This window comes from Rhizobium sp. 01N447_2, assembly GCF_056399245.1.
Map to the genome: position 1 here is coordinate 147332 of NZ_JBFTQY010000009.1, position 25792 is coordinate 173123.

The window sequence follows — 25792 nt, forward strand, 5'->3', positions numbered from 1 at the left end:
AGCCGAAGCAAGCAGCCCACCCCAGAACATCGAGCAGAACAACAAAAAGCCATGCTTGCCTTGCAGAGAGGAAGAAGAAGGACCACATTCCTTTCCGAAGAAAGGTCTCCAACCATGCAGAACATTCGCTCCATCTTCCTCATGCTTGCCGGCGCCACCGTTTTCGTGGCTATGCTGCTTCTCACCTTTTCGGTGACGCTCGCCGTCGGCGGCATCCTGACCGTGATCATGGTCGGACGTGCGCTTTCGATGAAGATGAAGCCCGCTCCGGTTCGCGCCAAGGCAAATAACGGCCAGCGCGAAATGCGGGTGTGGAACGACGGCCGCGGCACGATCATCGATCTCTGATCATCTTTTCGCTGAAAAATTTGGCCGACACTGTCGCATCGCGCTTCCATGTTACGTCTTTGAAGCAGCCAGGCATTCAGCCGGCGCTTCAAAAACGAATGGAGGACAAGTATGGATACGACGACAGAGAGCAACCCGATCAAGATGCCACCGGTCAAGAATGGCCTGCTGCCCTATGTGACGGTCGATGGCGCGGTGAAAGCTGCGGAATTCTACAAAAAGGCTTTCGGCGCCGAAGAGGCCTATCTCGTGCCGGTCGACGAGAGCGGCCGAACGATGCATGTGCATCTCTACATCAACGGCAGCTCCCTCATGCTGTCGGATGCCTATCCCGAATACGGCCATGCCTTCAAAGGCCATGAAGGCTTCGCCATTCAACTGGTGATCGACGATATCGATTTCTGGTGGGATCGCGCGGTTGCTGCCGGCGCTGAAGTCGTCATGCCGGTCGAACTGATGTTCTGGGGCGACCGCTATGGCCAAATTCGTGATCCGTTCGGCGTCCTCTGGGGCCTGAACGCACCGTCCAAATAAGGGACAGGCGCAATCGGCGGACTGCGCGAAACGTCGCGTGGCCGCCGTCTGCGAAAGATTCTCCTTCATTTCGGCGAAAAACTGGACTAGATGCAAATTCAGAAAGTAGATTTGCTGAAATGGAGCATGGATCATGGATAAATTCGTGAAGCTCACGGGCGTTGCAGCGCCGCTGCCGGTCGTCAACGTCGACACCGACATGATCATTCCGAAGGATTATCTGAAGACGATCAAGCGCACCGGCCTCGGCACCGGCCTCTTCGCGGAAGCCCGCTACAATGAGGACGGCTCAGAAAACCCGGATTTCGTACTGAACAAGCCGGCCTATCGCGATGCCAAGATCCTCGTTGCCGGCGACAATTTCGGCTGCGGCTCCTCGCGCGAGCACGCCCCCTGGGCGCTTCTCGATTTCGGCATCCGCTGCGTCATCTCGACCAGCTTCGCCGACATCTTCTACAACAACTGTTTCAAGAACGGCATTCTGCCGATCAAGGTCAGCCAGGAAGATCTCGACAAGCTGATGGACGACGCCTCGCGCGGCTCCAACGCCATCCTGACCGTCGACCTCGAAAACCTCGAGATCACCGGCCCTGATGGTGGCTTGATCAAGTTCGATCTCGACGAATTCAAGCGCCACTGCCTGCTGAACGGTCTCGACGATATCGGCCTGACGCTCGAAAAGGGCAAGGCGATCGACAGCTTCGAAAAGAAGAACGCCGCTTCCCACCCCTGGGCAGCCTGAGCCCAATTCAATCGGTTACCGATCAAGCCGGGCTTTTGCCCGGCTTTTTCTTTACAGTGCCGCGCGTCTTTTCAGACGCGCAAAGGACGCTGTAACACTTTAAATTGCGGCACATCAGAAAAATTTCTCTTTCCAGGCCGCAAGCTTTTCGAGCGACACGCCGATGCCGCCGCAGACTTCGATAAGCGGATTGTCGAAGCGCTGAAGCAGTCCGGCATGCACATCGGCAACGGCAAGGGCCGCGCCGCAAGCCGGCTCAACCAGAATGCGCTGCGCATCGGCAAATTTCAGGCAGGCGGCAACGGCATCGGCGTCGCTGACGACAACACTTTCAATCGGATGATGCTTCGGCAGGTCGAAGACATGCTGTGCCACCTGCCGCGCGCCGAGCGAATTGGCAATCGAAGTAATGGCGGGAAGGGTGATGCGCTCATTCGCCCTGAGACTGGCGTTCAGCGAAGCCGCCCCTTCCGTTTCGACGGCGATAACAGGCACATCGGAAAGCCCGTTTCGCTTCAAGCCCTCGACAATACCGGCAAGCAACCCGCCACCGCCGACACTGGTGACGACGCAATCGAATTTTGCCCCCTTCGCCACCACCTCGTCGATCAGCGTGGCATGGCCATCCCACAGAAGCGGATGGTCGAAGGGGTGCACATAGGTTGCCTTGCGGCTTCGGGCGAGTTCGACCGCATGGGCATTGGCCTCATCGAAAACCGAACCATGAACGAGGACATTGGCGCCCGTTGCGGCAATCGTCTGGCGAACATCGGCCGCCGTCGTCTCCGGCACGACGATCGTGACCGGCACACCGAGCGCCCGGCCGGCATAAGCCGCTGCAATGCCGGCATTGCCGCCGGAAGCACAGAAGATCTCGCGCGCGCCATTTTCCACCTCGTACTGGCAAAGCCGGCCGACACCGCGCAGCTTGAAGCTGCCGGAAGGCTGCAGCGCATCAAGCTTCAGCCAGAGCGGTTTGCCGCTGGCGCTATAGCCAGGTGCTGTCTGAACCAAGGGCGTGTCGAGATGGAGAGGTGCAAAGGGCATAAGGAACCATCCAGGGAAATAAAGGTAGGAGCTGCCTTTCTAATCCGTTTGCGGGCGCAGGAGCAATCATCGCCGCTCAGAGCGAAGCGTACCGATTCACCCCTTCTCTCGCTTGAAATGCCCATTTCCGGGGTCTAAGAAACCGCAACTTGTTTTTCCCAGGAGGGTTTCATGACAGCGCGCAATCTTTTCCTGCTGCCGGGTGACGGCATCGGTCCCGAGGCCATGGGCGAGGTCCGCAAGATCATCGCCTATATGAACGAGGCGATGAATGCCGGTTTCGTCACCGACGAAGGCCTTGTCGGCGGTTGCGCCTATGATGCGCATGGTGCGGCGATCTCGGAAGCCGACATGCAGAAGGCGCTTGCCGCCGATGCCGTTCTCTTCGGTGCCGTCGGCGGCCCGAAATGGGATAGCGTGCCTTACGAAGTGCGCCCGGAAGCTGGCCTGCTGCGGCTACGCAAGGATCTGCAGCTCTTCGCAAACCTGCGCCCCGCCATCTGCTATCCGGCTCTTGCTGCGGCCTCGTCGCTGAAGCCGGAGCTGGTTGAAGGCCTCGATATCCTCATCATCCGCGAGCTGACGGGCGGCGTCTATTTCGGCGAGCCGAAGGAGATCATCGATCTCGGCAACGGCCAGAAGCGCGGCATCGACACGCAGGTCTACGATACCTACGAGATCGAGCGCATCGCCGGTGTCGCCTTCGAAATGGCCCGCACGCGGCAAAACCGCGTCTGCTCCATGGAAAAGCGCAACGTCATGAAGTCGGGCGTGCTCTGGAACCAGGTGGTGACCGAGACGCACAGGTCGAAATATTCCGACGTCCAGCTCGAACACATGCTGGCCGATGCCGGCGGCATGCAGCTGGTGCGCCAGCCGAAACAGTTCGACGTCATCGTCACCGACAATCTCTTCGGCGACATGCTCTCCGACGTCGCCGCCATGCTGACCGGCTCGCTCGGCATGCTGCCGTCGGCCTCGCTCGGCGCGCCTGACGGCAAGACCGGCAAGCGCAAGGCGCTCTACGAGCCGGTGCATGGCTCGGCCCCCGACATTGCCGGCAAGGGCATCGCCAATCCGATCGCCATGATCGCCTCATTCGCCATGTGCCTGCGTTACTCCTTCAATCTGGTGAAGGAAGCCGACGATCTGGAAAAGGCGATCGCCAACGTGCTCGACAAGGGCATCCGCACTGGTGACATCATGGCCGACGGCGCAAGACAGGTCGGCACCGTCGAGATGGGCGATACGATCCTCGCCGAGTTCAAGACGCTTTCCGCCTGATATTTCACGTGAAACAGTTCCGGCCCTTCGCAGGATTCTTGCGGAGGGTTTTTTCCAGGACCGCGGGCCGCATCTGCTTGGTCGAATTATCCCAAACCGACTATCCTCGGCCACAATCTCGTGTATTTTTGCGCCGGATTTTAACGAGCGCATAACCTCGACATTGGAAACGATCTTCCAATGGATTATGCGCCAATTCAAAATAATAGAGCGTCCTTAGCGCGTCGTGGCACTTTAGGGCAAATTCGAACGGACAACGGAATGCGGGCATTTTGGGCTTCCCTGAACAGGCGCTGGCGCCGGAGCAGTGCCGGCATGCCGCCTTTGCGCTGGCAGACCTGCCTCTTCATCACGCTGAATGCCGTGATTCTCTCCATGCTGCTCTTCGATGCACCGATCGGCGCCAGCGAGGCTCCCGCACCGGTGAAGCACCTCGGCGAGATGCTGACCGGCTTCGGTGATTCCGCCTGGCTGATCTACACCAGCATCCTGCTGTTCTTTCAGGGCCGGGCAGGCTACAAGCTTGTCAAGACGGCCCGCTCCAAGGCGCAGGCGCTTTATGTTAGCTGGATCGGTGCCTATCTCTTCACCACGGTCGTCTTCTCAGGCCTGCTCGCCAATCTGCTGAAGCGGGCGATCGGCAGGGCGCGTCCCGATCATTTCCACGACTACGGCATATTTTCCTTCACGCCCTTCTCAGGCCATGCCGCTTTCGAAAGTTTCCCGTCCGGCCATTCCACCACGGTCGGCGCCTTCTTCGCCGCCTTCGCTCTGCTGTTTCCGCGCTATCGCGTTGCCTTCATCGCCTGCGCCATCTGGCTCGGTATGACCCGTGTCATGGTCGGCGCCCATTATCCGAGCGACGTCATCGCCGGCCTTGCCTTCGGCGCCTGGTTCTCGTTGCTGACGGCGATCGTTTACGCGCGCTGTGGCCTGCTCTTCAAGCTGGCGCCGGATGGTTGGCCAGTCTCGAAGCGCCTGTTTCGCACTACATAATTCCTTAAATCGGAATCGATTTAGGGATAAAATTATGCAGCAATTCAAAATGTTACAGCGTCCTTTGCGCATCCGAAAAGACGCGCGGCGCTGTAATATGGAAAGCCCGGCGCCTTGTGAGCGCCGGGCCTTTTTCTCAAGCGCGGATTGGCCTCAATCCGCCTCTCAATCCATTGCGTGGATATCCCTGTTCTTCGTTTCCGGCAGGAAGATCAGGCCGATAACCAGCGTGATTGACGCAAAGACGATCGGGTACCAGAGACCGTAGTAGATATCGCCTGCGGCAGCGCTCATCGCGAAGGCCGTCGCCGGCAGCAGGCCACCGAACCAGCCATTGCCGATGTGATAGGGCAGCGACATGCCGGTATAACGGATGCGGGTCGGGAAGAGCTCGACCAACAGAGCGGCGATCGGGCCGTAGACCATCGTCACATAGAGGACGAGGACGAACAGCACGGCGATCGTGCCGATCCAGTTGACGCGGGCCGGATCGGCGACCATGGCGAAGGTGCCGCCATTGGCGATGTTATAGACCGCCATGTCGGTAACGCCATTGGCCTCATCCGCCGTCAGCAGCTTGGTCTCGACGAGCTTCCCCGCCGGTACGGTTTCCTTCTCGCCGGCGCGCACGGCATCGGCATTGAGCGACAGTTCCGGATTGGCTGCGATGAAGGCATCGAGCTTGGCATCCGGCACCCTGACGGCGCCGCGGTTCAGCGGGTAGCCGGCATCGTGGAGCGCGATGTTGACGCCCTTTTCGAAGGCGGCGGTCATGCCCTTGGCCTTGTCGCCGGCAGCGACGACGTCGAAGCTTGGGATCGTCGCGTTTCCGACCTTCACCGTTGCCGGCTGTCCGGCGGTCCCGGGAACGACGTCGTAAGGCACTGAGTTCCTCGTCAGGAACGCCGTTGCCACGTCGCAGGAGCTGGTGAACTTCGCCGTGCCGGTCGGGTTGAACTGGAACCTGCAATCGGCCGGATCAGCCGTCACCGTTGCCCGGATCGAAGCCTGCGCTTCGGCAAGCGCCGGGTTCGCCGTCCAGGTCATCGCCTTGAACAGCGGATTGTAGGTCACCGCCGCAATGAGAAGGCCTGCCATGATGATCGGCTTGCGACCAATCTTGTCGGAGAGACCACCGAAGATGACGAAGAACGGCGTGCCGAGGAGGAGTGCGATGGCAACCATGACATTGGCCGAGAACAGATCCACCTTCAGCACGTTCTGCAGGAAGAACAACGCATAGAACTGGCCGCCGTACCAGACGACCGCCTGGCCCATGGTGGCGCCGAGAAGCGCGATGATCGCGATCTTGGCATTTTTCCATGTCCCGAAGGCTTCGGTCAGCGGCGCCTTGGAGCCTTTGCCTTCCGCCTTCATGCGCTGGAACGCCGGCGATTCGTTCATCTTCAGGCGGATCCAGACGGAAATGCCGAGCAGGACGACCGAGACCAGGAACGGAATGCGCCAGCCCCAGGCAGCGAACTGAGCCGCACCCATCAGATATTGAACCAGGACGATGACGATCAGCGACAGGAACAGGCCGAGCGTCGCCGTCGTCTGAATCCATGAGGTGAAGTAGCCGCGGCGCCCGTTCGGCGCATGTTCAGCGACGTAGGTTGCCGCACCGCCATATTCACCGCCCAGCGCCAGACCTTGGAGCAGGCGCAGCCCAATCAGGATGATCGGGGCCGCGATGCCGATCGTGGCGGCACCCGGCAGGACGCCGACGAGGAAGGTCGACAGACCCATGATCATGATCGTGATCAGGAAGGTGTATTTACGGCCGACGAGATCGCCGAGACGGCCGAACACCAGCGCGCCGAAGGGGCGCACCAGGAAGCCGGCGGCAAAGGCGAGCAACGTGAAGATGTTGCGCGTTGCCTCGGGATATTGGGTGAAATAGGTCGCGCCGATATAAGTGGCGAGCGAACCATAAAGATAGAAATCGTACCATTCGAAAACGGTGCCGAGCGAAGAGGCGAAGATGACCTTCTTCTCCTCGCCGGTCATCGGACCGGCCTTCGCGCCGTCGATGCTTGCGACATTTGCCATTGTCTGTCCTCCACAGAGTGATGATCACGCGCGCGACCTACTCTCCTCAAAGCATACCCCTGGCCGCGACACGCCTGACGAGAGTGTGCCAGAAACGACAGATCAAAAAGAGAGATGCTTTGGGATTATGACTTTAGTCTAATGGCGCCACGCTTTGTCACGCACATCAGGTTGCCCGCCGCCCGTGCCGATTGAGCTGCCGGAGGTTTGGAGCAGGTTTCACTGCGGTTTGCGACGTGGACCCTTTATGCTCTCAGCGCCTGCGCCGGCGATTGCCGATAGGCGAGCACTGCCGGCAGCGCAGCGAGAATTGTGGCAAAGCCAAGCAGCACTGCCGCAAGCCCGGCGTCTTCACGGGCAAAGCTGACCGACATGGCGACCCCGCTCGTTTGCGAGAACATACCGGACAAGATGAGGGCCGCGCCATAACCGAGTGCGAATCCAAGTGCGATGCCAACCGCCACCAGGAAGAAGAATTCCACCCAGACGATGCCGAAAATCGCGCCGCGTGGGGCGCCGAAGGCCCTCAGCGCGCCGATCTGGCGGCGGCGCTGGCCGATATGGATGACCGTGACCAGCACCAGCGAGGCTGCGACGAGAGCTTGCGCGCCGGAGGCGACCGCGACGAGGATCTGCTTGGCGTCGCCGAGCGTGGCGTAGAGATTGGTCAGCACCTCGCCGGGAAAGACGGCGACGGTATTGCCGCTGCGATAGTCCTGTCGCAGCTTGTAGGCATCGGCGATCGTCTTCGGCTTGACGAGAATGGCGGGAAGGCCGGGAGCACCCACAGTCCAGGTCTCATCAAGCGCGGCATCCGGATCGACTTTCCCGTGATGCCCATGCCCATCGTGATCAGCGCCGGCTTTCTCATGCGCATGGCCATGTTCAGCGCTATCCGTTCCGGACGCCGCTTCATGCTCGTGCTCACCGTCCTCCGCATGTTCCTCGGCCTCCATGCCATGGATGTGCCAGACGGCTTGGATGGGAACGAGAATGGCCCGGTCCCAGGCGGTGCCGGTCGGCCGCAAGCGGCCGGCGATATGATAGACGAGCTGGGTATGGGTCTCGCCGCCCTCTTCCAGCGACCCGTGCATCGGCTTGATCTCGCCACCGAGCGGCAGCTTGACAGCGGCGCCGATCACCGCCTCGCCCTCGCGCGCAAAAATCTTGCCTTCGGCCAACTCGCCGGACAGGTTCTGCGCCAGCATGGTCGTTGTGCCGATGATCGGATAGCCGGAGAAGGAATCGCCGAAGCCGATCGGGGCCGCCCAATCGACCCGCGGATCTGTCGCAAGTTTGCCCAGCACTTCACCCGGCATCAACGGCAAAGGCGAGGGCTGCAGGAAGACGGAGGACAGTACGAGCTGCGTCTCGCTGCCGCCGGCGCCGATCACAAGATCGAATTTGTCGGCAGCGCGTGCGCTGCCGAGACGAAGCGCCCGCTCCTGCAGGACGACAGAAACGCCGAGCGCCGTCGCAAGCGCCACCAGCAGCACGACCACCAGCGACCCCGCCCAGAGGCGACGAAGATCGGAAAGGATGAAGCGGATCATGCAGCCTCTCCCGCCGTCGACGCGGAATCTTCGCTGATCCGGCCGGAGCCGAAGGTGATGCGCCGGTCGAGGCGGCTGGCCAGGCGCTGGTCGTGTGAAACGACGATCAGCGTGCTGCCTTCGGCAATGGCAAGGTCGAGGAGAAGATCGCCGACCGCCTCGCCGCTTTCGGCATCGAGGCTTGCAGTCGGCTCGTCGGCGATGATGACGCCGGGCTTGCGCAGCAGCGCCCGGCCGATCGCCACACGCTGCATTTCGCCGCGCGACATGGTCTCGATTTTCTGGCCGGGGCGGGAAAGACCGACCGTGCTCAAAAGCGTATGCGCTCGCTCGATGACATCAGCCGTGGCAGCGCCGGCAAGCCGCGCCGGCAGCAATACGTTCTCCAGCGCCGACAGGCCGGGGAAGAGATGAAACTCCTGCATGACCAGACCGATATTGGCGGCACGGAACCTATCCCGCCGGTTTTCTGAAAAACTCGCGATATCCTCGCCGTTCCAGCGGATGCGGCCTTGCCGTGTTCGCTCCAGCCCGGCAACGATATTGACGAAGGTGCTCTTGCCGGAGCCGGAAGCGCCTGTGATGGCGACCCTGCTGCCTGCATCGATCGACAGGCGGCCGATCGCCAGTGCCGGCGAGGACAGGCCCGGGAAGGCAATGGTCAGGTTTTCGATATCGAGAGCGAGCATATCGGTTCAAACGGCGGAATATTCGGCTTGGCGGATGCGCAACAGGCTGGCGAAACCGGTGTCCGGATCCGTCCAGGAGCCGTATTCCAGCGTGCCGCGCACTTCGATCGTCTGGCGCGGCTGCGCGAAGGTCTGTTTCTCCAAGAGATAGACGACGACGATATTATCAGGCCAGTCCGCATCCGAGGAGCAGAAAGGGCAGAGCGACATTGGCACTTCGGTAAGCACGAAGAACTGGGCCTCGGCCTTCAATGGCGGCGCCATGAAGCCCTTCATTCTGATGTCCTGACCGGCAAGGCGCTTCACCTTGTCGGAGAATTCGAGGCCGAGCACGCCGAACTTGCCGTAGAGCTCACCGAACGCAAGCGAAGAATCGGCAGCGTGAACGAGGGGAGCGGTGAAGGGAAACATAATGGCGGCGCCGATCAGCCGGCGGCGGCTGAGATGCAAAGAAGAAAGTGTTTCCATGGCGACCTCCAAGAAGCAAATCCCGGCCGCTGAACGGCCGGGACCATGATCGATGAAAGAGGCTAGGCCGGCAAGCGGCCTGGCCGGATCGGCAGATCAGTTCGTCTGCTTGGCGCCGAGAGCGAAGGTATCGGCGAGCACGCGATAGACATCGCTCTGTTCCATGTAACCATGGAAACCTTCGGCGCCCGGACCTGCCGACTGCAGGACGACGTCGTCGACTGCGTGGACGCCACTATCGCCGCTCTTCGGAATATTGCCCTGAACGAAGACCGCGCCGGGAACATCCTTATACTGTTCGTTGGCGACATATTCCTTCTTTTCGTTCTGGACAGCCGGAACGAACGGACCATCGAGCTTCGGACGGAAGGTCTCGTAGTGATCGGGGCCGTTATTGGCGCTCAGGAACAGTCGGCGGCTGACGTCGATCTTATCGGGATAGCCGTCGCCGTTTTCGTCCTTGTAGTTCGGGAAGCCGGCTTCGGCATAGGTCCCGACCTTTTCGCGCATTTCCGTGCCGGGCTTTTCGTCATCGACGGTACCGATGATGGATACGCCATGCGTGTGGTCGCCGGTGACGACGATCAGCGTGTCCGGATGGGCTTTCTGGAATTCGCGGGCAACGCCGATGGCCTGGTCGAATTCGATGGTTTCGATGACGGCACGATCCCAATCGAGCGGATGGGACATTTTGTCGATCGAGGAACCTTCGACCATCAGGAAGAAGCCATCAGGATTCTTGGAAAGGCGGTCGAGCGCAACCTTGGTCATGGCGACGAGACCCGGCTGGTTCGAGAACTTGTCGACGGTGCCCTTCTTCAGGAACTCGCGATCAAGCGTGACGTCCATATTGCCGGTGTGGAAGAGACCGAGGAGACTGCCTTCAGCCGATGCATTGGCTGCGAGCTCGTTCTTGTCGGTCGCAAGCTTGTAGCCGGCATCCTGGAACAGCTTGATGTAGTCTTGGTTGTCCTTGCGCTTGGAACCGGCGACTTCCTTGCCGAGGAAATAGGCCGAACCGCCGCCAAGGAGGACCTCAGGCTTGACGTCGAGCAGCATGCCGACGACGTCGGCCTTGTCGTTGCGGTTGCGGGTGTGGGAAACGACCGCAGCCGGCGTAGCATCTTCGACCTCGGCCGTTGCAACGATGCCGATCGACTTCTTGGTCAGGCGGCGAACGGCTTCTGCGAAGGTTTCAACACGCGGGTCATCGAGGGAGGCCGGCGTACGGTCCGCGTAAACGCCGATCGCGTTGACGGCTGTCTTGTGGCCCGTCATGTAAGCGGACATGGTGTTGGCCGAGTCCGTATCGACGGAATTCGTCGCCGACGTGCCGATAAAAGCCATACGCTCGAGATCGTCCATATTCAGGCGGCCATTCGCCTTACCTTCAGTCATGCCCTTGGACATGATGCGGGCAGCGGTGCGATGCGCAACGGAAAGCCCGTCACCCAGCAGGAAGATGATGTTCTTTGCCTTCGGCTGGGCGGCTGTTTCATAAACGTTCCAAGTGACGGACTTCGTTTCGTCTCCGGCCGCAACTTCGATCTTGTAGTCGCCCGGAGCGGAAATCTTCAGGCCACGCAGCAAGATAGCGGAGCCGAGAGCCTTGTCATCCTTGCCTTTTTCCAGTTCGACGAACTGCGCCTCACCCCCGAGGACGGTCTTGTAGTCCTGGCCATTGACGGTGATCTTCACGTCTTCGGGCTTGACCTGCTTGTTGAGCTCCACCTTGAAATCGAATGGCGAACCGGCAAGAATCGTCGCGCGATCAAGCGGATAGACCGTCGTCGCCTGAGCGGCGCCCGCAAGGATGGTGGTGGCCGCAAAGGCGGCGAGAAGCGTACGCATGGAAAACCCCCGTTTTCGTTGCAGACATTAACAACCCGGCCGGGATACCTCCCGAGGATGACAGCGGCATGACAAAACGTCGCAGCATTGCGGCCGCCGCTTTCGCCTGCCGGCTCTGCTCGCAAAAACCTTGACTCCTGTGGAAAACCTTCTAAGAGCAACAACGGAAAAGGAATCTCCATGGTTCGCGACGAACACGCCATTGCCGAATGCAATGACCGGGCACGGGTTGCCGGGGTGGATATTGCCGTTCCGGTTTCTGCCAAAACCAAGGCCAAAACGACGACGAAAACCGTCTGACGTCTCTGGCCTGCCGCTCTCTCCCCGGCTCGGCTGGGGACAGGAAGACGCGATTAGTCGCGCCTTTCCCCTCACCGGACAAGAGGAGAGAAGAGAAAGAGAGCTTGAAAAATGGGTTTCAAAGTAGCAGTTGCGGGAGCGACCGGAAATGTTGGCCGGGAGATGCTCAACATCCTCTCAGAGCGTGGCTTCCCCGCCGATGAGGTTGTGGCACTCGCCTCCTCACGTTCGCAGGGCACCGAGGTTTCCTTCGGTGACCGGACGCTGAAGGTCTCCAATCTGGAGAATTACGATTTCTCCGATACCGACATCTGCCTGATGTCGGCCGGCGGCGAGATTTCCAAGAAGTTCTCCCCAAAGATCGGCCAGCAGGGCTGCATTGTCATCGACAATTCCTCGGCTTGGCGCTACGACGCCGACGTGCCGCTGATCGTGCCTGAGGTGAACCCGGATGCCATCAGCCAGTTCACCAAGCGCAACATCATTGCCAATCCGAACTGCTCGACCGCCCAGCTGGTGGTGGCGCTGAAGCCGCTGCATGACTTCGCCAAGATCAAGCGTGTCGTCATCTCGACCTACCAGTCGGTCTCCGGCGCCGGCAAGGACGGCATGGACGAGCTCTTCAATCAGACGCGCGCCGTCTTCGTCGCCGATCCGATCGAGAACAAGAAATTCACCAAGCGTATCGCCTTCAACGTCATCCCGCACATCGACGTCTTCATGGAGGACGGCTACACCAAGGAAGAGTGGAAGGTGCTGGCCGAGACGAAGAAGATGCTCGACCCGAAGATCAAGGTGACCTGCACGGCGGTGCGCGTGCCTGTTTTCATCGGTCATTCGGAATCGGTCAACATCGAATTCGAAAACGAGATCACCGCCGACCAGGCCCGCGACATCCTGCGCGACGCACCGGGCTGCCTCGTCATCGACAAGCGCGAGGACGGCGGCTACATCACGCCATATGAATCCGCCGGCGAGGATGCGACCTACATCTCGCGCATCCGCGAGGATGCGACAGTCGAAAATGGCCTGAACATCTGGGTGGTTTCCGACAACCTGCGCAAGGGTGCTGCGTTGAACGCCATCCAAATCGCCGAGCTGCTCGTCAATCGCGGCCTTGTCAAGCCGCGCAAACAGGCCGCCTGATACCATTTGTAAACCATAATATGCTAAAGCCCTGCTGATGAAGGCAGGGCTTTTTGCCGAGCCGTAGGCGCTCTCTATCCATAAGCGCTTACTAAAAGGTGATCGTGACAAGATCGCCTTCGGCTGGCATTCTGCCCGGCGTCAAGCCAAGGTATGGCGCCCGAAACCGTGAAGCGGTTTTGGCACAGACATGAACAGAACGAAGACTTAAGGCGCGTCGCATGGTTTCGATCGGCCGTGGCGCGCTTCAGCAGACCGGAGCGGGGTTTCTCATGCGCATGACAACATTCCTTCTGGCCGCGTTTACGGCAGCCGGCGTTTTCCACGCGCTGCCGGCAGCGGCCCAGGGCGCCCAATGCGGCAATAATAGCAGTGGTTTCAGTGCATGGGTCGCCGACTTCAAGCAGGAAGCGGCGGCGAACGGCGTCAGCCGCTCGGTCCTCGACCGTGCCTTCGCCAACGTCAATTACAACAAACCGACGATCGCCGCCGACCGCGGCCAGAAGAGCTTCAAACTGTCCTTCGACGCCTTCATGCAGAAGCGCGGCGGGGCCACCGTCATCTCCCGCGGCCGCAGCATGAAGGCCGCCAATCAGGCGCTTTTTGCCTCCATCGAGCGCCGTTTCGGCGTTCCGGCCGGCCCGCTGATTGCGATCTGGGGCATGGAGACCGGTTTTGGCAGCTATATGGGCAACCAACATACGCTGTCGGCTGTTTCGACCCTTGCCTATGACTGCCGTCGTTCGGAATATTTCACCGACCAGCTCTATGCCGCGCTCCAACTCGTCTCCGAAGGTTATCTGAACCCTCAGGCCAAGGGTGCTGCACATGGTGAAATCGGCCAGACGCAGTTTCTGCCGCGCAACGTCGTGCGCTTCGGCGCCGACGGCGACGGTGACGGCCGCGTCGACATGGTCGGTTCCCGCGCCGATGCGCTGGCCTCGACAGCGAATTTCCTCAAGGGCCATGGCTGGCGCGCCGGCGCCGGCTACCAGCCTGGAGAGCCGAATTTCGTCGCCATCCAGGGCTGGAACGCCGCCAGCGTCTACCAGCAGGCGATCGCCTATATCGGTCAGCAGATCGACGGCAGATAGGTCTTTACGGCGGATAAGCCTTCATCGACACCAATACCCGAAACGCCGCTGCGATATGCGGCGTTTTTCATATGCGGGAATCAACGCCGCCACCGGACGCCGCCTTGCGTCGTTCTTCCTGCACTGGGGCCGGCAGGGTTGGTCCCGAGACGACGCAATTGCGGCCGGAGGCCTTGGCGGCGTAAAGCGCCAGGTCGGCGCGTTTGACCAGATCCTCAAAGTTCCGGTTGGAGGCTTCATTTGCCCGTCCGGCGCATCCGAAACTCGCCGTCACCTTAAGAACATCGCCGCTCGGCAGGGGGATTTCCGCCGCCTCGATCGCCAGCCGCACACGCTCGGCAACGATTGCAGCATCATCAGGCGTCGAATCCGGCAGAAGCGCCAGGAACTCCTCGCCGCCGTGGCGCACCAGCAGATCGAAGGAACGAAAATTCTGGCGCGCAACGCCCGCGACCTGCCGGAGCACGGCGTCGCCGGCGTCATGCCCGTGAACGTCGTTGATCTTCTTGAAATGATCGAGGTCGAACAGCACGACGGAAATCCAGCGTGATCCGTGCTCGGCCTGTGTCAGAAGTGCGGATGCGGCGACCTCGAAGCCGCGCCTGTTGTAAAGGCCGGTCAGAAGATCGGTCTGGGCGGCGCTGCGCAACTCGCCCACCAGCGTCTCCCGATCCTGGGTCAGCCGGTCGATCAGGCGCAGGCCTTTTGCCGCCAGCAGCAGCACCAATGTGGCGAGAATCAGCAGGCCGGCACACAACGCCAGGATCCGCGTCAGGTGTATGTGCGAGCGCGTCGACAGGTTTTCGCCGGTCTCGTGAATGTCCTTTGCAGCCTCGATCATCTTCTGCTGCAGGAAGGTCATGCGCTCGCTCTGCGCGGCGGCCCAGGCGTCATGCACCGCGCGTGTCGGCCGTGATCCGGCGAGGATGGCATCGGTGATCGCATTCGCCTTCACTTGGCTGCTGCGGCCAAGATAAGCAACAATGGTGCGCACGATCGGCGCGGAGGAATGGAAGACCATGTGATCCATGCCCTCGCCGAGCATGACCTTGCCCTGCATGAAGAGCTCCACCGGCAATCTGGCGGAAACGCCTTGGTTGAGATAACGGGTGCCGATCCCGGTGATCAGCCTTTCGCCGTAGTAGGTCAGCAGGATGCCCATTAGCTGGTTGGATTTCTCAAGCAGCACCGGATCGCTGATCAGCGGTGAAAGCGCATCGACGACAGCAAGCTGCTTGAGAGCCGCATACCAGTAGATGGAACCCGGATCGCTGCCGGTATAACGCCCCTGGTCGACGGCGCTGCGCGCGGCAACGATGCGACTGTAGGCAAGGCTGAGAATTGATAATTCGCCGACGAGGCCCTCGTCGAGCGCATCGCGGGAGGGCAGGCTGGCATAAAAAGCGCGGCGTTCGTGATCGAGTGTCACCCGGCTTTGCTGCATGTCGGCGGCAGTCCTGCTGTTGGGACGCGCGAGATAGAGGCGGGTGGCACCAATTTCACTCAGGATCTCTGTGGCGGCGATCGACCCGCCACGGGCGAGCACATCGGCAAACTGCCGGTCCTTTTCGAGATCCCTGTATTGAGTGACCGAAGCCCGAATGACGACGACGCCTTCAATGAGCATGAAGACGAAGGGCAGCAGAATGGCGGCCAGAATAACCTTTTTGATGGTTTCGAACTTCATCGCCAATCGCCACGGTGATCAAAACGTCGGTCGTGCGCGACCAATTGACGGCGAGCTTAGCAACAATCCTTAAAAAAGTGATAAACCGGCATGTCCCTAGATTTCGGGACGAATGAAGTCGCGTGTCTCGGCGTCCATGACCCAGAGTTCACCGGTCGAAATGTCGAACCAGGCGCCGTGGAGATGAAGGCTTCCCGCTTCCTCGAGAGCCTTGATGTCCGGGAAGCTTCTGAGATTGTTGATTGAATTGCGGATGGAGACACGCTCAAGCGCCGTCTGCCGCTCGGCGGTCGTCATCACGTCGTTGCTCTGGATCTGCTCGGCGGCAGGTTTGACCAGCGACATCCAGCGGCCGATGAAGTCACCGGGCGACAATGGCTCGGCATTCGGATCGAGCGCTGAGCGGATGCCGCCGCAGCGGCCATGGCCCATCACGACGATATCCGAGACCTTCAGCACCTGCACGGCAAATTCGAGTGCGGCCGAGGTCGAATGAAAATGGCCATCCGGCTCGTAGGGCGGCACCATGTTGGCGACGTTGCGGATGACGAAGAGCTCGCCCGGACCGGCATCGAAAATCAGCTCCGGTGCCGCGCGAGAATCCGAACAGGCAATGACAAGCGTATGGGGATTCTGACCGTTTTCGGCGAGCTGCCGATACCTGTCGCGGGCGTCGGCATAACGCCCGTTCATGAAGTTGCGATAGCCGTCCAGAAGAGGGTTTGGAAAACGCTGCATGCTTCTCGATTAGCGCGCGCGGACGACAAGATCAACTGCTGCACCGCAAAATGAACATATTGGCAGATGCGTCACTTTTTCCGCCGCTGCGCCGGGTGCACGAGCCGGCGCATCTGCACCATGGCCATCGGCGTCGAAAGGCTGGAAGCATCGCTTGCCAGCATCAACTCGTTGCTGCCGCGCTTGACGGCACGCGCAAGCACCTCGAAGACGCTGGCGGTGGCAAGCTGCAGCGCCTTTTCGTCCTCAAGCCCGGAAAGCAGGCGCGACAAGAAGACGGCGGCGAGCAGGTCGCCAAGACCATTCGGCGGGTTTTCGACGACGCGGTGCTCGGCAAGAAGCGCGTGGCGACCGGAAAGATAAAGATTGCCGGTACCGCCCGCCATCATTGGCACGGCTGAAGTGACGAGCATGCGCGATGGTCCGAGCGCGAGCGCTGCCTCCATAATCGTGCTGTTGTCGTCGAGGGCTGCCCCCGAAAGCCATGCGAGCTCGTACCGGTTCGGCGTCGCGAGCGAGGCGAGCGGAATGAGATGATCGCGAATGGCCTCTGCGGTCGCTTCCGGCACATAAAGGCCGCCGAGATCACCCATGACAGGATCGCAGACATAGAGCAGCTCGGGATTGTTTTGCCTGAGCGCACCGATCAGCCGGGCGACGGAGCGCGCCTGGGCGGCATTGCCGAAATAGCCCGAAAGTACCGCCTTGACTTCACCGATCCAGGGCGCGCGGATCAGGTCGTCGATCGCCGCGTCGAAATCCGTTTCCGCAAAAGTCAGTCGCGTCGAGCGGCCGTGGCCGGGATGCCAGGGCAGCACGATGGTCGGCAGGGCCCAGACCGGATGACCGAGCGTCTCCAATGCAAAGACGGCTGCCCGGTTTCCGACCGAGCCGCGCACCACATGGCTGGAGATGACGATGACTGCGCCCGCTGCATTTTCCGACATGATATCCAAGATCCGAATGATGACCGCGTTTGATGATCTTTTTGACGCCACGCTGTCAACCATTCTTCATGCGAGCGTGGAAATGTTCGCCGCAACGAAAAACCGGAAGACGGGACTTTCTCTTTCATTTGGCGACGAAAGCGGAAAATCTCTTACAATTTCTCATTTCCAGMGCCAAAAAGCGTCAAAACAATCCTTCGGACCTCTCTTTTAGGGATTTTTTCGAAGAATCTTCTGCTAGCTTGCGAAAAATCAGACATTGAGGGAGGCGATCCATGGCTGCCAGAAACAATCCGAAACGGGAAAAGCAGATCGAAAGCGCGCGCAAGATCGCCAAGGCGACGGGTGAGACGCATCTCGATCCGGAAATTCTCTTCGGCCGGGCAAGCAATGACGATCTCGAACTCTATACACCGGAAATGCTGGCACTCTCCGCCGTGCATTCGGCAAAGGAACTCGACGCCTGGAACGGCAAGGCGCCCCGCGTAGGCATCGACACCATTGCCGATGTGACGCCTGGTGGCATCGCGGTCTCGGTGCTTTCAGTCACCGACCAGAACATGCCTTTTCTTTTTGAATCGGTCATGGGCGAAGTGACGAGCACCTATCGCGACCTGTTCATGGCCGTGCATCCCATCCTGGTCATGGAAAAGGGCAAGGCGCCGGCGCTTTATTCTGCCGATCACCCAAGCGATCCGGCCAACCGCGTCAGCCATATCCAGCTTCATGTTGCGCCGCTCAATTCCGCCCAGGCGGCCGATCTCGTCAAACGCATCGAAAAAGTGCTCGAACAGGTCCGCCTCTCGGTGTCCGACTGGAAGCCGATGCTTTCCAAGATCGACGGAGTGATCGCCGAGCTTGCGGCCAATGGCACCAGCCGGAAGAAGGCCGATCGCGACGAAGCCGTCGCTTTCCTGACCTGGCTGCGCGATGAGAATTTCACTTTCCTCGGCATGCGGGAATATGTCTATTCCGGCAAGGGGATCGATGCCAAGGTCGAACGCGACAAGGGTGCTGGTCTCGGCATCCTTTCCAATCCCGATGTTCTGGTGCTGCGCACCGGCAAGGACGCCGTCACGACAACGCCTGAGATCCTTGCCTTCCTCGACGGCCCCGACTTCCTGATCGTCACCAAGGCGAATGTGAAATCGATCGTCCATCGCCGCGCCTATATGGATTATGTCGGCGTCAAGCGCTTCGACGCTGAGGGCAACGTCACCGGCGAGCTGCGCATCGTCGGCCTTTTCACCTCGACCGCCTATACGTCGCTTGCCTCCGAAATCCCGCTGCTGCGTTCCAAGATCGAGAAGGTGAAGGAGCATTTCGGCTTCGACCCGATGAGCCATTCCGGCCGCATGCTCGACAACACGCTGGAATCCTATCCGCGCGACGACCTTTTCCAGATCGACACGACGCTGCTTGCAAGTTTTGCCGAACAGATCAACGACCTGGCCGATCGGCCGCGCGTGCGCGTCCTGCCGCGCATCGACCATTTCGACCGCTTCGTCTCGGTAATCATCTACGTGCCGCGCGAGGAATATGACTCGATCGTACGCGAACGGATCGGCACCTATCTGAAGACTGTCTATGACGGCCGTGTCTCCGCTTATTACCCGGCTTTCCCGGAGGGGGGCGTGGCGCGCGTGCATTTCATCATCGGCCGCTCGGGCGGCAAGACGCCACGCATTCCGCAGGCAAAACTCGAGCAGGTGATCCGCGAGATCACCGCCCGCTGGGACGACCGTTTCGAGGCGCTGGCCGGGGCCAAGGCGCCGAAGATATCGGTCGACCAAGCCTTCCAGGATTCCTTCACTCCGGAGGAAACCGTGGCCGACCTCGCCGATATCGGCGCCTGCGCCGCCGGCGAGCCGCTTCGCATCCAGTTCTACCATCGTCAGGAAGAACAGGGCCGCACCCTTTCCTTGAAAATCTTTCACGCCGGCGGCCAGCTGGCGCTGTCGCGCCGGGTGCCGCTTCTCGAGAATCTCGGCTTCAATGTCGTCAGCGAACGCACCTTCGACATCGGGGTGCCTGCCGCTGATGGAGAAACCAAACTCGTCGTGCTGCACGACATGGAACTCGAGGCCCGCAACGGCGACGAAATCGATCTGCAGCGTTACGGCGCCGCCCTCGAGGAAGCCTTCGTCGCCGCCTTCGCCGGCACGATCGACAATGACAGCTTCAACCGGCTGATCCTTTCAGCCGGGCTCTCCGCGCGCGAGACGAACGTTCTGCGCGCCTATGCGCGTTATCTCCGTCAAGCCGGCATCGCCTATTCGCAGGATTATATCGCGACGACCCTCGACAAATATCCTGGTGTCGCCGCTGCTATCTTTCGTCTCTTCCATGACACGCTCGACACCAGGCTTTCGGAAAAGGCTCGCGTCAAGAAGCTTGCCGAACTGCACCGGGCGATCGAAGCCGAGCTTGCCGACGTGCCGAGCCTCGACGACGACCGTATCCTGCGCCGCTACGTCAATATCGTCGATGCGACGCTACGCACCAATTATTTCCAGAAGAACCCGGATGGCTCGCCGAAGCCGATGCTGGCCTTCAAGCTCGATCCGCATCTGGTGGACGGATTGCCGCAGCCGAAACCCTTCCGCGAGATGTTCGTCTATGGCGTCGAGGTGGAGGGCGTGCACCTGCGCTTCGGCAAGGTGGCGCGCGGCGGCCTGCGCTGGTCGGATCGCGCCGAGGATTACCGCACCGAAGTGCTCGGCCTCGTCAAGGCCCAGCAGGTCAAGAACGCGGTGATCGTGCCGGTCGGCGCCAAGGGCGGTTTCTATCCAAAGAAGCTTCCCGTCGGCGGCAGCCGCGACGAGATCTTCAATGCCGGCCGCGAGGCTTACAAGACCTATATCCGCACGCTGCTTTCGATCACCGACAATATATCCGGCGCCGATATCGTGCCGCCGAAAGATACGGTCAGGCTCGATGGCGACGACCCCTATTTCGTCGTCGCCGCCGACAAGGGCACCGCGACCTTCTCCGACACCGCCAATGCACTGGCGCAGGAAGCCGGCTTCTGGCTGGACGACGCCTTTGCCTCCGGCGGCTCGGCCGGTTACGACCATAAAAAGATGGGCATCACTGCCCGCGGCGCCTGGGAAACCGTGAAACGCCATTTCCGTGAAATGGACATCGATATCCAGACCACGCCCTTCACCGTTGCCGGCGTCGGCGACATGTCGGGCGACGTCTTCGGCAACGGCATGCTGCTCTCTCCCAAGATCCGGCTCATTGCCGCCTTCGATCACCGCGACATCATCATCGATCCCGACCCCGATATGGAAAAGACGCTGGCCGAACGCCAACGGCTTTTCGACCTGCCGCGTTCAAGCTGGCAGGATTTCGACAAGAGCGTGCTGTCGAAAGGTGCGATGATCATTTCCCGCGCAGCGAAATCGGTCACGCTGACGCCGGAAGCGGTTGCCGCGATCGGTATCGACAAGGCCGTGGCCACGCCCTTCGAGATCATGATGGCGATCCTGAAGAGCCCGGTCGACCTGCTCTGGTTCGGCGGCATCGGCACCTATGTGAAAGCCCCGTCCGAAACCGACACCGAAGTCGGCGACCGCGCCAATGACCCGATCCGCATCACCGCGGTGGAGGTGCGCGCCAAGGTGATCGGCGAGGGCGCAAACCTCGGCGTTACCCAGAAAGGCCGCATCGCCTACGGAATGAAGGGCGGGCGCTGCAATTCCGACGCCATCGACAACTCAGCCGGCGTCAACACCTCGGACGTCGAGGTCAATATCAAGATCGCGCTGGCAGCCGCCATGCATGACGGACACCTGACGCGCGCAAAACGCGACCAGCTTCTTTCATCGATGACCGGCGAGGTAGCGACCCTGGTGCTGCGCAACAACTACCTGCAGTCGCTGGCGATCTCCCTGACGGAACGCAAGGGCACGGCAAACGGTCTGCAGCTTGGACGCTTCATGAGCGTGCTTGAGGGCGCCGGCCAGCTGAACCGCAAGGTCGAGACGCTGCCGGACGACCAGACCCTCGCCGAACGCTATGCGGCCGGCAAGCCGCTGACGCGGCCGGAAATCGGCGTGCTGGTGTCTTATGCCAAGATCGTGCTCTTCGATGCGCTGGCCGCAAGCGACCTGCCTGACGATCCCTATTTCATCGCAACGCTTTTGAATTATTTCCCCGTGAAGATGCAGAAGTCGAATGCCGGCGATATCGCCAACCACCGCCTGAAGCGCGAAATCGTCGCGACCGTGCTTGCCAACGAAGCGATCAACCGTGGCGGGCCAAGCTTCACCGTCGCCATGATGGACGCGACGGCAGCTTCGGCACCGGAAGTGGTGCGCGCCGCAATCGTTGCCCGCGACGGTTTCGATCTGACCCGCCTTTGGGCCGAAACGGACGCCCTGGACGGCAAGATATCAGGCCAGATGCAGAACCGCATCTACGAGGAGATCAGCCACAGCTTTGTCGTACTGACGCGCCTGCTGCTGAAGACGGGCATGACCAAGGTCGATATGGCGGAAGTGATTAGCCGGCTGCAGGCGGCCCTGAGGAGGCTGAAAACCGCCTTCGCCGGACAGTTGGCCGGCGAGGTCGCCGTGCGTCAGGCGGAGTACAGCCAGGCGGGCCTGCCCGAAAAACTCGCGGCCGAGATCGCCAGCCTCCCGATCTTCGCACTGGTGCCGGAGATCATGCAGATCGCCGAACGCACCGGCGAACCCCTGGTGCGCGCCGCCGAGAACTACATCGCTGTGTCGCAAACCTTCCGTATCGGCAGGCTGCTGGCGGCGGGCGGGCGGATCCTCACCTCAGACCATTACGAGAATCTGGCGCTTGCCCGCAGCATCGACCAAATCGCCAGCGCAAGGCGCGACATCGTCATCTCGGCCCTTTCCGATCACGGCAAGGAAAAGCTTCCCGTTCAAGCCTGGCATGCGCAGGATCGCATCCGCATCAACCGCATCCTCGAGGAGCTTTCAAGCCTCAGCGACGGCGGCGATCCCAATCTCGCGCGTATTACCGTTGCTGCAGGTATCCTGACCGATCTTGCGCGCGACCGGGCGAGGTGAGACAGTCCGCGTCAAAACAAGGAGCGGATGTTGAATCGCATTGACTGGACAGGAACGCAACCGCCGAAGGCCACGGAGAAGGGCATCTGGGGGTGGATGTTCTTCGACTGGGCAGCACAGCCCTTCTTTACCGTCGTCACAACCTTTATCTTCGGGCCCTATTTCGTTTCCCGCCTGACCGATGACCCGGTTTCCGCGCAGACGACGTGGAGCAACATGGCGACGATCTCCTCGGTGATTATCGCCCTGCTCTCACCCGTTCTCGGCTCGATCGCCGACCAGTCCGGCGCACGCAAACCCTGGATCGGCTTCTTCGCGATCATCAAGATCGCCAGCCTCTCCTGCCTATGGTTTGCCGCCCCCGGTTCACCTGTTGTCTATCCCGTCATTTTCATGATCCTCGCCTCGATCTCGGCCGAGTTTTCGATCGTCTTCAATGATTCGATGATGCCGCGCCTGGTCGGCAAGCACGAGGTCGGCAAGCTCTCCAACACCGCCTGGGGGCTCGGTTACCTCGGCGGCATCATCGTGCTCATTGCCGTCGTGACGCTTTTGGCGGCGAGCCCGGAGAGCGGCAAGACCATCCTCGGCCTCGATCCCCTATTCGGCCTCGATCCTCAGACCGGCCAGGATGCACGCATCACCGGGCCGATCTCGGCCGTCTGGTATCTGATCTTCATCCTGCCGATGTTCTTCTTCACGCCGGATGTCGGCAGGGGTCTTCCCTTCGGTACCGCCGTCCGCTCCGGCTTGCGGGAACTCAGAAACACGCTTGGCGAACTCAGAGAGCGTCGCGGCATCCTGACATTCCTCATCGCCCGGATGATCTATCAAGACGGCGTCAACGGCCTGCTGATCCTTGGCGGTATCTTCGCGGCCGGCATGTTCGGCTGGGCGACGATCGAAATCGGCATCTACGGCATCATCCTGAATGTTGTCGCGATCTTCGGCTGCCTGATCGCCGGCCGCGTCGACAAGAGCGTCGGTTCGAAGGTGACCGTCGTCATCAGCCTCACCATGCTGCTTCTCGCCACCATCGGCATCATCTCGACAGGACCGGGTTACACCCTGTTCGGACTGATGCCGCTGCCGACGGCCGATTCCGGCGGCCTTTTCGGCACGGCAGCGGAAAAGGCCTATATCCTTTATGGTCTGCTGATCGGGCTCGCCTTCGGGCCGGTGCAGGCCTCGTCGCGCTCCTATCTCGCCCGCAGCGTCAGTCCGGAGGAAGCCGGTCGCTACTTCGGCATCTACGCGCTTTCGGGCCGCGCCACCAGTTTCATGGCGACGCTGCTCTTCTCGCTGGTGACCTATATGAGCGGATCACCGCGGCTCGGAATGGCAACGCTGATCCTGTTTCTCGCCGGCGGACTGGTGCTCCTGATCCGCACGCCCTATCCGGCCGATCGGGCATAGGAACGAGCCCGATCAAGCCGGAGATGAGCGCGTGACCGCGCCCAATCCTCATTCAGTGCCGGAAATGACGCATGCCGGTGAAGACCATCGCAACGCCGTGTTCATTGGCGGCATCGATGACCTCCTGGTCGCGCATCGAACCGCCCGGCTGAATTACCGCCGTCGCCCCTGCGGCGATCATCGACAGAAGACCGTCGGCAAAAGGCAGGAACGCTTCGGAGGCGACCGCCGACCCGTGTGTTATCGGCACTGCGAGGCCAAGCGCCTTGGCGGCCTCTTCGGACTTCAGCGCGGCGATGCGGGCGGAATCGACGCGGCTCATCTGGCCGGCGCCGATGCCGGCCGTCTGGCCGTCCTTGGCATAGACCACGGCGTTCGACTTCACATGTTTGCCGACCTTGAAGGCGAACTTCATGTCATCAAGTTCCTGCGCCGTCGGTGCGCGCTTGGTGACGACTTTGAGTTCCAGATCCTCGACCATGCCGTTGTCGCGGCTCTGGACGAGCAGGCCCCCGGAAACGGTCTTTGCCGTCAGGCCCGCGGCACGCGGATCGGGCAGGCCACCGGCAGACAACAGTCGCAGGTTCGGTTTGCGGGCGACGATCACCTTCGCCTCCTCCGTGACATCCGGCGCGATGATCACTTCGGTGAAGAGCTTGACGATCTCTTCGGCCGTTTCGGCATCCAGCGTCTGGTTGAGCGCGATGATGCCGCCGAAGGCGGAAACGGAATCGCAGGCGAGCGCCCGCCGATAGGCCTCGACTAGGCTCGAACCGGTGGCGACGCCGCAGGGATTGGCGTGCTTGATGATCGCGCAGGCCGGCGCCTTCTCAGGCAGGAACTCGGCGACGAGTTCGTAGGCCGCATCCGTATCGTTGATATTGTTGTAGGAGAGCTGCTTGCCCTGGAGAAGAGCGGCCGTCGAAACACCCGGGCGCTTCTCGCCGGTCACATAGAAGGCGGCCTTCTGATGCGGGTTTTCGCCGTAGCGCATCTCTTCCTTCAGCGCGCCGCCGATGACCCGGTGGCGGGGCGTGTCGATCGACAGCGCCTCAGCGAACCAGTTGGAGATCATTGCATCATAGGCGGCGGTGCGGGCATAGGCCTTGGCGGCCATACGCTGGCGGAAGGCATAGGCGGTCTTGCCGTCATCTGCGGAAAGCTGTTCCAGCAGCTCGGCATAATCGGCCGGATCGGTCAGGGTCGTCACATAGGCATGGTTCTTGGCCGATGCGCGGATCATCGCCGGACCGCCGATGTCGATATTCTCGACGGTCGTCGGATAGTCGCCGCCGGCGGCGCGCACCTCCTCGAAGGGGTAGAGGTTGATGACGGCGAGGTCGATGCCCTCGATGCCGTGTGTTTTCATCGCATCCTGGTGTTCGCCGTCGTCACGGATCGCCAGCAGGCCGCCATGCACCATTGGGTGCAACGTCTTGACGCGCCCGTCCATGATCTCGGGAAAACCGGTGATTTCGGAGACATCGGTGACGGCAAGACCGGCAGCAGTGATCGCTTTATAGGTACCACCGGTCGAGAGCAGGCGCACACCTCTGGCAGACAAGGCGTGGGCGAGTTCGACGATCCCGGTCTTGTCGAAGACGGAGATGAGCGCGGTCTTGATTTCGACCTTGTCGGGGGCGGGGATCTTCTTGGAAATGACGGCCATGAAACCTTCTCCGTTCGGGCTTCGGGAGGACATCCGCAAGGGATGTTCGCATGCTGGCGCCGCGTTAGCACAGCTTTGCCGCCAGGCAAACAGGCGTCAGAGCAGATGTCGAAAAGCACGAGCCATTTTTGGATAGCATCATACCTTACTTCTTTGATGTGGATGCGATCCCAATMTTCG

The 25792-nt window shown here is 60.8% G+C and carries 21 protein-coding genes; 11 read left to right on the top strand and 10 right to left on the bottom strand.

Translation table 11 applies throughout. The annotated features are described in order from the left end of the window. Nucleotides 1-114: 114 nt before the first annotated feature. The 3 genes from AC1ECN_RS07840 to leuD all read left to right on the top strand — a co-directional run bounded on the left by AC1ECN_RS07840 (nucleotide 115) and on the right by leuD (nucleotide 1624). Nucleotides 115-348 carry a hypothetical protein gene (locus AC1ECN_RS07840; RefSeq protein WP_018071919.1) on the top strand — a complete coding sequence of 78 codons (234 nt, stop codon included), beginning with the start codon at nucleotides 115-117 and terminating at the stop codon, nucleotides 346-348. 111 nt (nucleotides 349-459) lie between these two features. After that, nucleotides 460-882, top strand: coding sequence for a VOC family protein (locus tag AC1ECN_RS07845; protein WP_018494200.1), 423 nt, complete (start codon nucleotides 460-462; stop codon nucleotides 880-882). A 133-nt stretch (nucleotides 883-1015) separates the two neighbouring features. After that, nucleotides 1016-1624, top strand: a complete 609-nt coding sequence (gene leuD, locus AC1ECN_RS07850) for a 3-isopropylmalate dehydratase small subunit (protein WP_003543984.1) — start codon at nucleotides 1016-1018, stop codon at nucleotides 1622-1624. A 114-nt stretch (nucleotides 1625-1738) separates the two neighbouring features. Here leuD and AC1ECN_RS07855 read toward each other — a convergent pair whose 3' ends face one another. Next, on the bottom strand, nucleotides 1739-2671 hold the full coding sequence (locus AC1ECN_RS07855; protein ID WP_130673297.1) for a pyridoxal-phosphate dependent enzyme: 933 nt from the start codon (nucleotides 2669-2671) through the stop codon (nucleotides 1739-1741). A 171-nt stretch (nucleotides 2672-2842) separates the two neighbouring features. Here AC1ECN_RS07855 and leuB point away from each other — a divergent pair, with 171 nt between their 5' ends. Both leuB and lpxE read left to right on the top strand, forming a co-directional pair. Further along, nucleotides 2843-3955 (top strand): 3-isopropylmalate dehydrogenase, encoded by a 1113-nt coding sequence (leuB, locus tag AC1ECN_RS07860; RefSeq protein WP_130673298.1) that lies wholly within the window; start codon nucleotides 2843-2845, stop codon nucleotides 3953-3955. A gap of 261 nt (nucleotides 3956-4216) precedes the next feature. Then, nucleotides 4217-4951 carry a lipid A 1-phosphatase LpxE gene (lpxE, locus tag AC1ECN_RS07865; RefSeq protein ID WP_026238536.1) on the top strand — a complete coding sequence of 245 codons (735 nt, stop codon included), beginning with the start codon at nucleotides 4217-4219 and terminating at the stop codon, nucleotides 4949-4951. A gap of 165 nt (nucleotides 4952-5116) precedes the next feature. On the opposite strand, the gene AC1ECN_RS07870 is transcribed toward lpxE, so the two are convergent. The 5 genes from AC1ECN_RS07870 to AC1ECN_RS07890 form a co-directional block, all read right to left on the bottom strand. Then, nucleotides 5117-7003 (bottom strand): MFS transporter, encoded by a 1887-nt coding sequence (locus AC1ECN_RS07870; RefSeq protein WP_130673299.1) that lies wholly within the window; start codon nucleotides 7001-7003, stop codon nucleotides 5117-5119. A 245-nt stretch (nucleotides 7004-7248) separates the two neighbouring features. Continuing rightward, nucleotides 7249-8556: an ABC transporter permease gene (locus AC1ECN_RS07875; RefSeq protein WP_130673300.1), complete on the bottom strand. Its 1308-nt coding sequence runs from the start codon at nucleotides 8554-8556 to the stop codon at nucleotides 7249-7251. Beyond that, complete coding sequence (locus tag AC1ECN_RS07880; protein ID WP_130673301.1) at nucleotides 8553-9245, bottom strand: ABC transporter ATP-binding protein; 693 nt, start codon at nucleotides 9243-9245, stop codon at nucleotides 8553-8555. The genes AC1ECN_RS07875 and AC1ECN_RS07880 overlap by 4 nt, the downstream gene beginning before the upstream one ends. A gap of 6 nt (nucleotides 9246-9251) precedes the next feature. Continuing rightward, nucleotides 9252-9713 (bottom strand): hypothetical protein, encoded by a 462-nt coding sequence (locus AC1ECN_RS07885; protein ID WP_130673302.1) that lies wholly within the window; start codon nucleotides 9711-9713, stop codon nucleotides 9252-9254. Nucleotides 9714-9809: 96 nt separating this feature from the next. Next, nucleotides 9810-11564, bottom strand: a complete 1755-nt coding sequence (locus AC1ECN_RS07890; RefSeq protein WP_130673303.1) for an alkaline phosphatase — start codon at nucleotides 11562-11564, stop codon at nucleotides 9810-9812. An 87-nt stretch (nucleotides 11565-11651) separates the two neighbouring features. Between AC1ECN_RS07890 and AC1ECN_RS07895 the strand changes: the two genes are divergently transcribed. The 3 genes from AC1ECN_RS07895 (at nucleotide 11652) to AC1ECN_RS07905 (ending at nucleotide 14104) form a co-directional block, all read left to right on the top strand. Then, nucleotides 11652-11864: a hypothetical protein gene (locus AC1ECN_RS07895; RefSeq protein ID WP_018481442.1), complete on the top strand. Its 213-nt coding sequence runs from the start codon at nucleotides 11652-11654 to the stop codon at nucleotides 11862-11864. A gap of 111 nt (nucleotides 11865-11975) precedes the next feature. Next, nucleotides 11976-13010 (top strand): aspartate-semialdehyde dehydrogenase, encoded by a 1035-nt coding sequence (locus tag AC1ECN_RS07900; protein WP_017966032.1) that lies wholly within the window; start codon nucleotides 11976-11978, stop codon nucleotides 13008-13010. A 272-nt stretch (nucleotides 13011-13282) separates the two neighbouring features. Next, nucleotides 13283-14104: a lytic murein transglycosylase gene (locus AC1ECN_RS07905; protein ID WP_024320542.1), complete on the top strand. Its 822-nt coding sequence runs from the start codon at nucleotides 13283-13285 to the stop codon at nucleotides 14102-14104. 67 nt (nucleotides 14105-14171) lie between these two features. Here AC1ECN_RS07905 and AC1ECN_RS07910 read toward each other — a convergent pair whose 3' ends face one another. The 3 genes from AC1ECN_RS07910 to pdxY all read right to left on the bottom strand — a co-directional run bounded on the left by AC1ECN_RS07910 (nucleotide 14172) and on the right by pdxY (nucleotide 17476). After that, nucleotides 14172-15791: a GGDEF domain-containing protein gene (locus AC1ECN_RS07910; protein WP_024320543.1), complete on the bottom strand. Its 1620-nt coding sequence runs from the start codon at nucleotides 15789-15791 to the stop codon at nucleotides 14172-14174. 96 nt (nucleotides 15792-15887) lie between these two features. Beyond that, nucleotides 15888-16529, bottom strand: coding sequence for a carbonic anhydrase (locus AC1ECN_RS07915; protein ID WP_018071906.1), 642 nt, complete (start codon nucleotides 16527-16529; stop codon nucleotides 15888-15890). A gap of 71 nt (nucleotides 16530-16600) precedes the next feature. Next, entirely contained in the window at nucleotides 16601-17476 is an 876-nt protein-coding gene (gene pdxY, locus AC1ECN_RS07920) for a pyridoxal kinase PdxY (RefSeq protein WP_026170891.1), read from the bottom strand. Here pdxY and AC1ECN_RS07925 point away from each other — a divergent pair. From AC1ECN_RS07925 to AC1ECN_RS07935, 3 genes are all read left to right on the top strand, one after another. After that, entirely contained in the window at nucleotides 17448-17690 is a 243-nt protein-coding gene (locus AC1ECN_RS07925) for a hypothetical protein (RefSeq protein WP_477952656.1), read from the top strand. The two genes, pdxY and AC1ECN_RS07925, sit on opposite strands and share 29 nt — an antisense overlap. 61 nt (nucleotides 17691-17751) lie before the next feature. Then, entirely contained in the window at nucleotides 17752-22527 is a 4776-nt protein-coding gene (locus tag AC1ECN_RS07930; RefSeq protein ID WP_130662513.1) for an NAD-glutamate dehydrogenase, read from the top strand. Nucleotides 22528-22554: 27 nt separating this feature from the next. After that, on the top strand, nucleotides 22555-23943 hold the full coding sequence (locus AC1ECN_RS07935) for an MFS transporter (protein ID WP_024320548.1): 1389 nt from the start codon (nucleotides 22555-22557) through the stop codon (nucleotides 23941-23943). 52 nt (nucleotides 23944-23995) lie between these two features. On the opposite strand, the gene purH is transcribed toward AC1ECN_RS07935, so the two are convergent. Further along, complete coding sequence (gene purH, locus AC1ECN_RS07940; RefSeq protein ID WP_130673306.1) at nucleotides 23996-25612, bottom strand: bifunctional phosphoribosylaminoimidazolecarboxamide formyltransferase/IMP cyclohydrolase; 1617 nt, start codon at nucleotides 25610-25612, stop codon at nucleotides 23996-23998. Nucleotides 25613-25792: the final 180 nt, after the last annotated feature.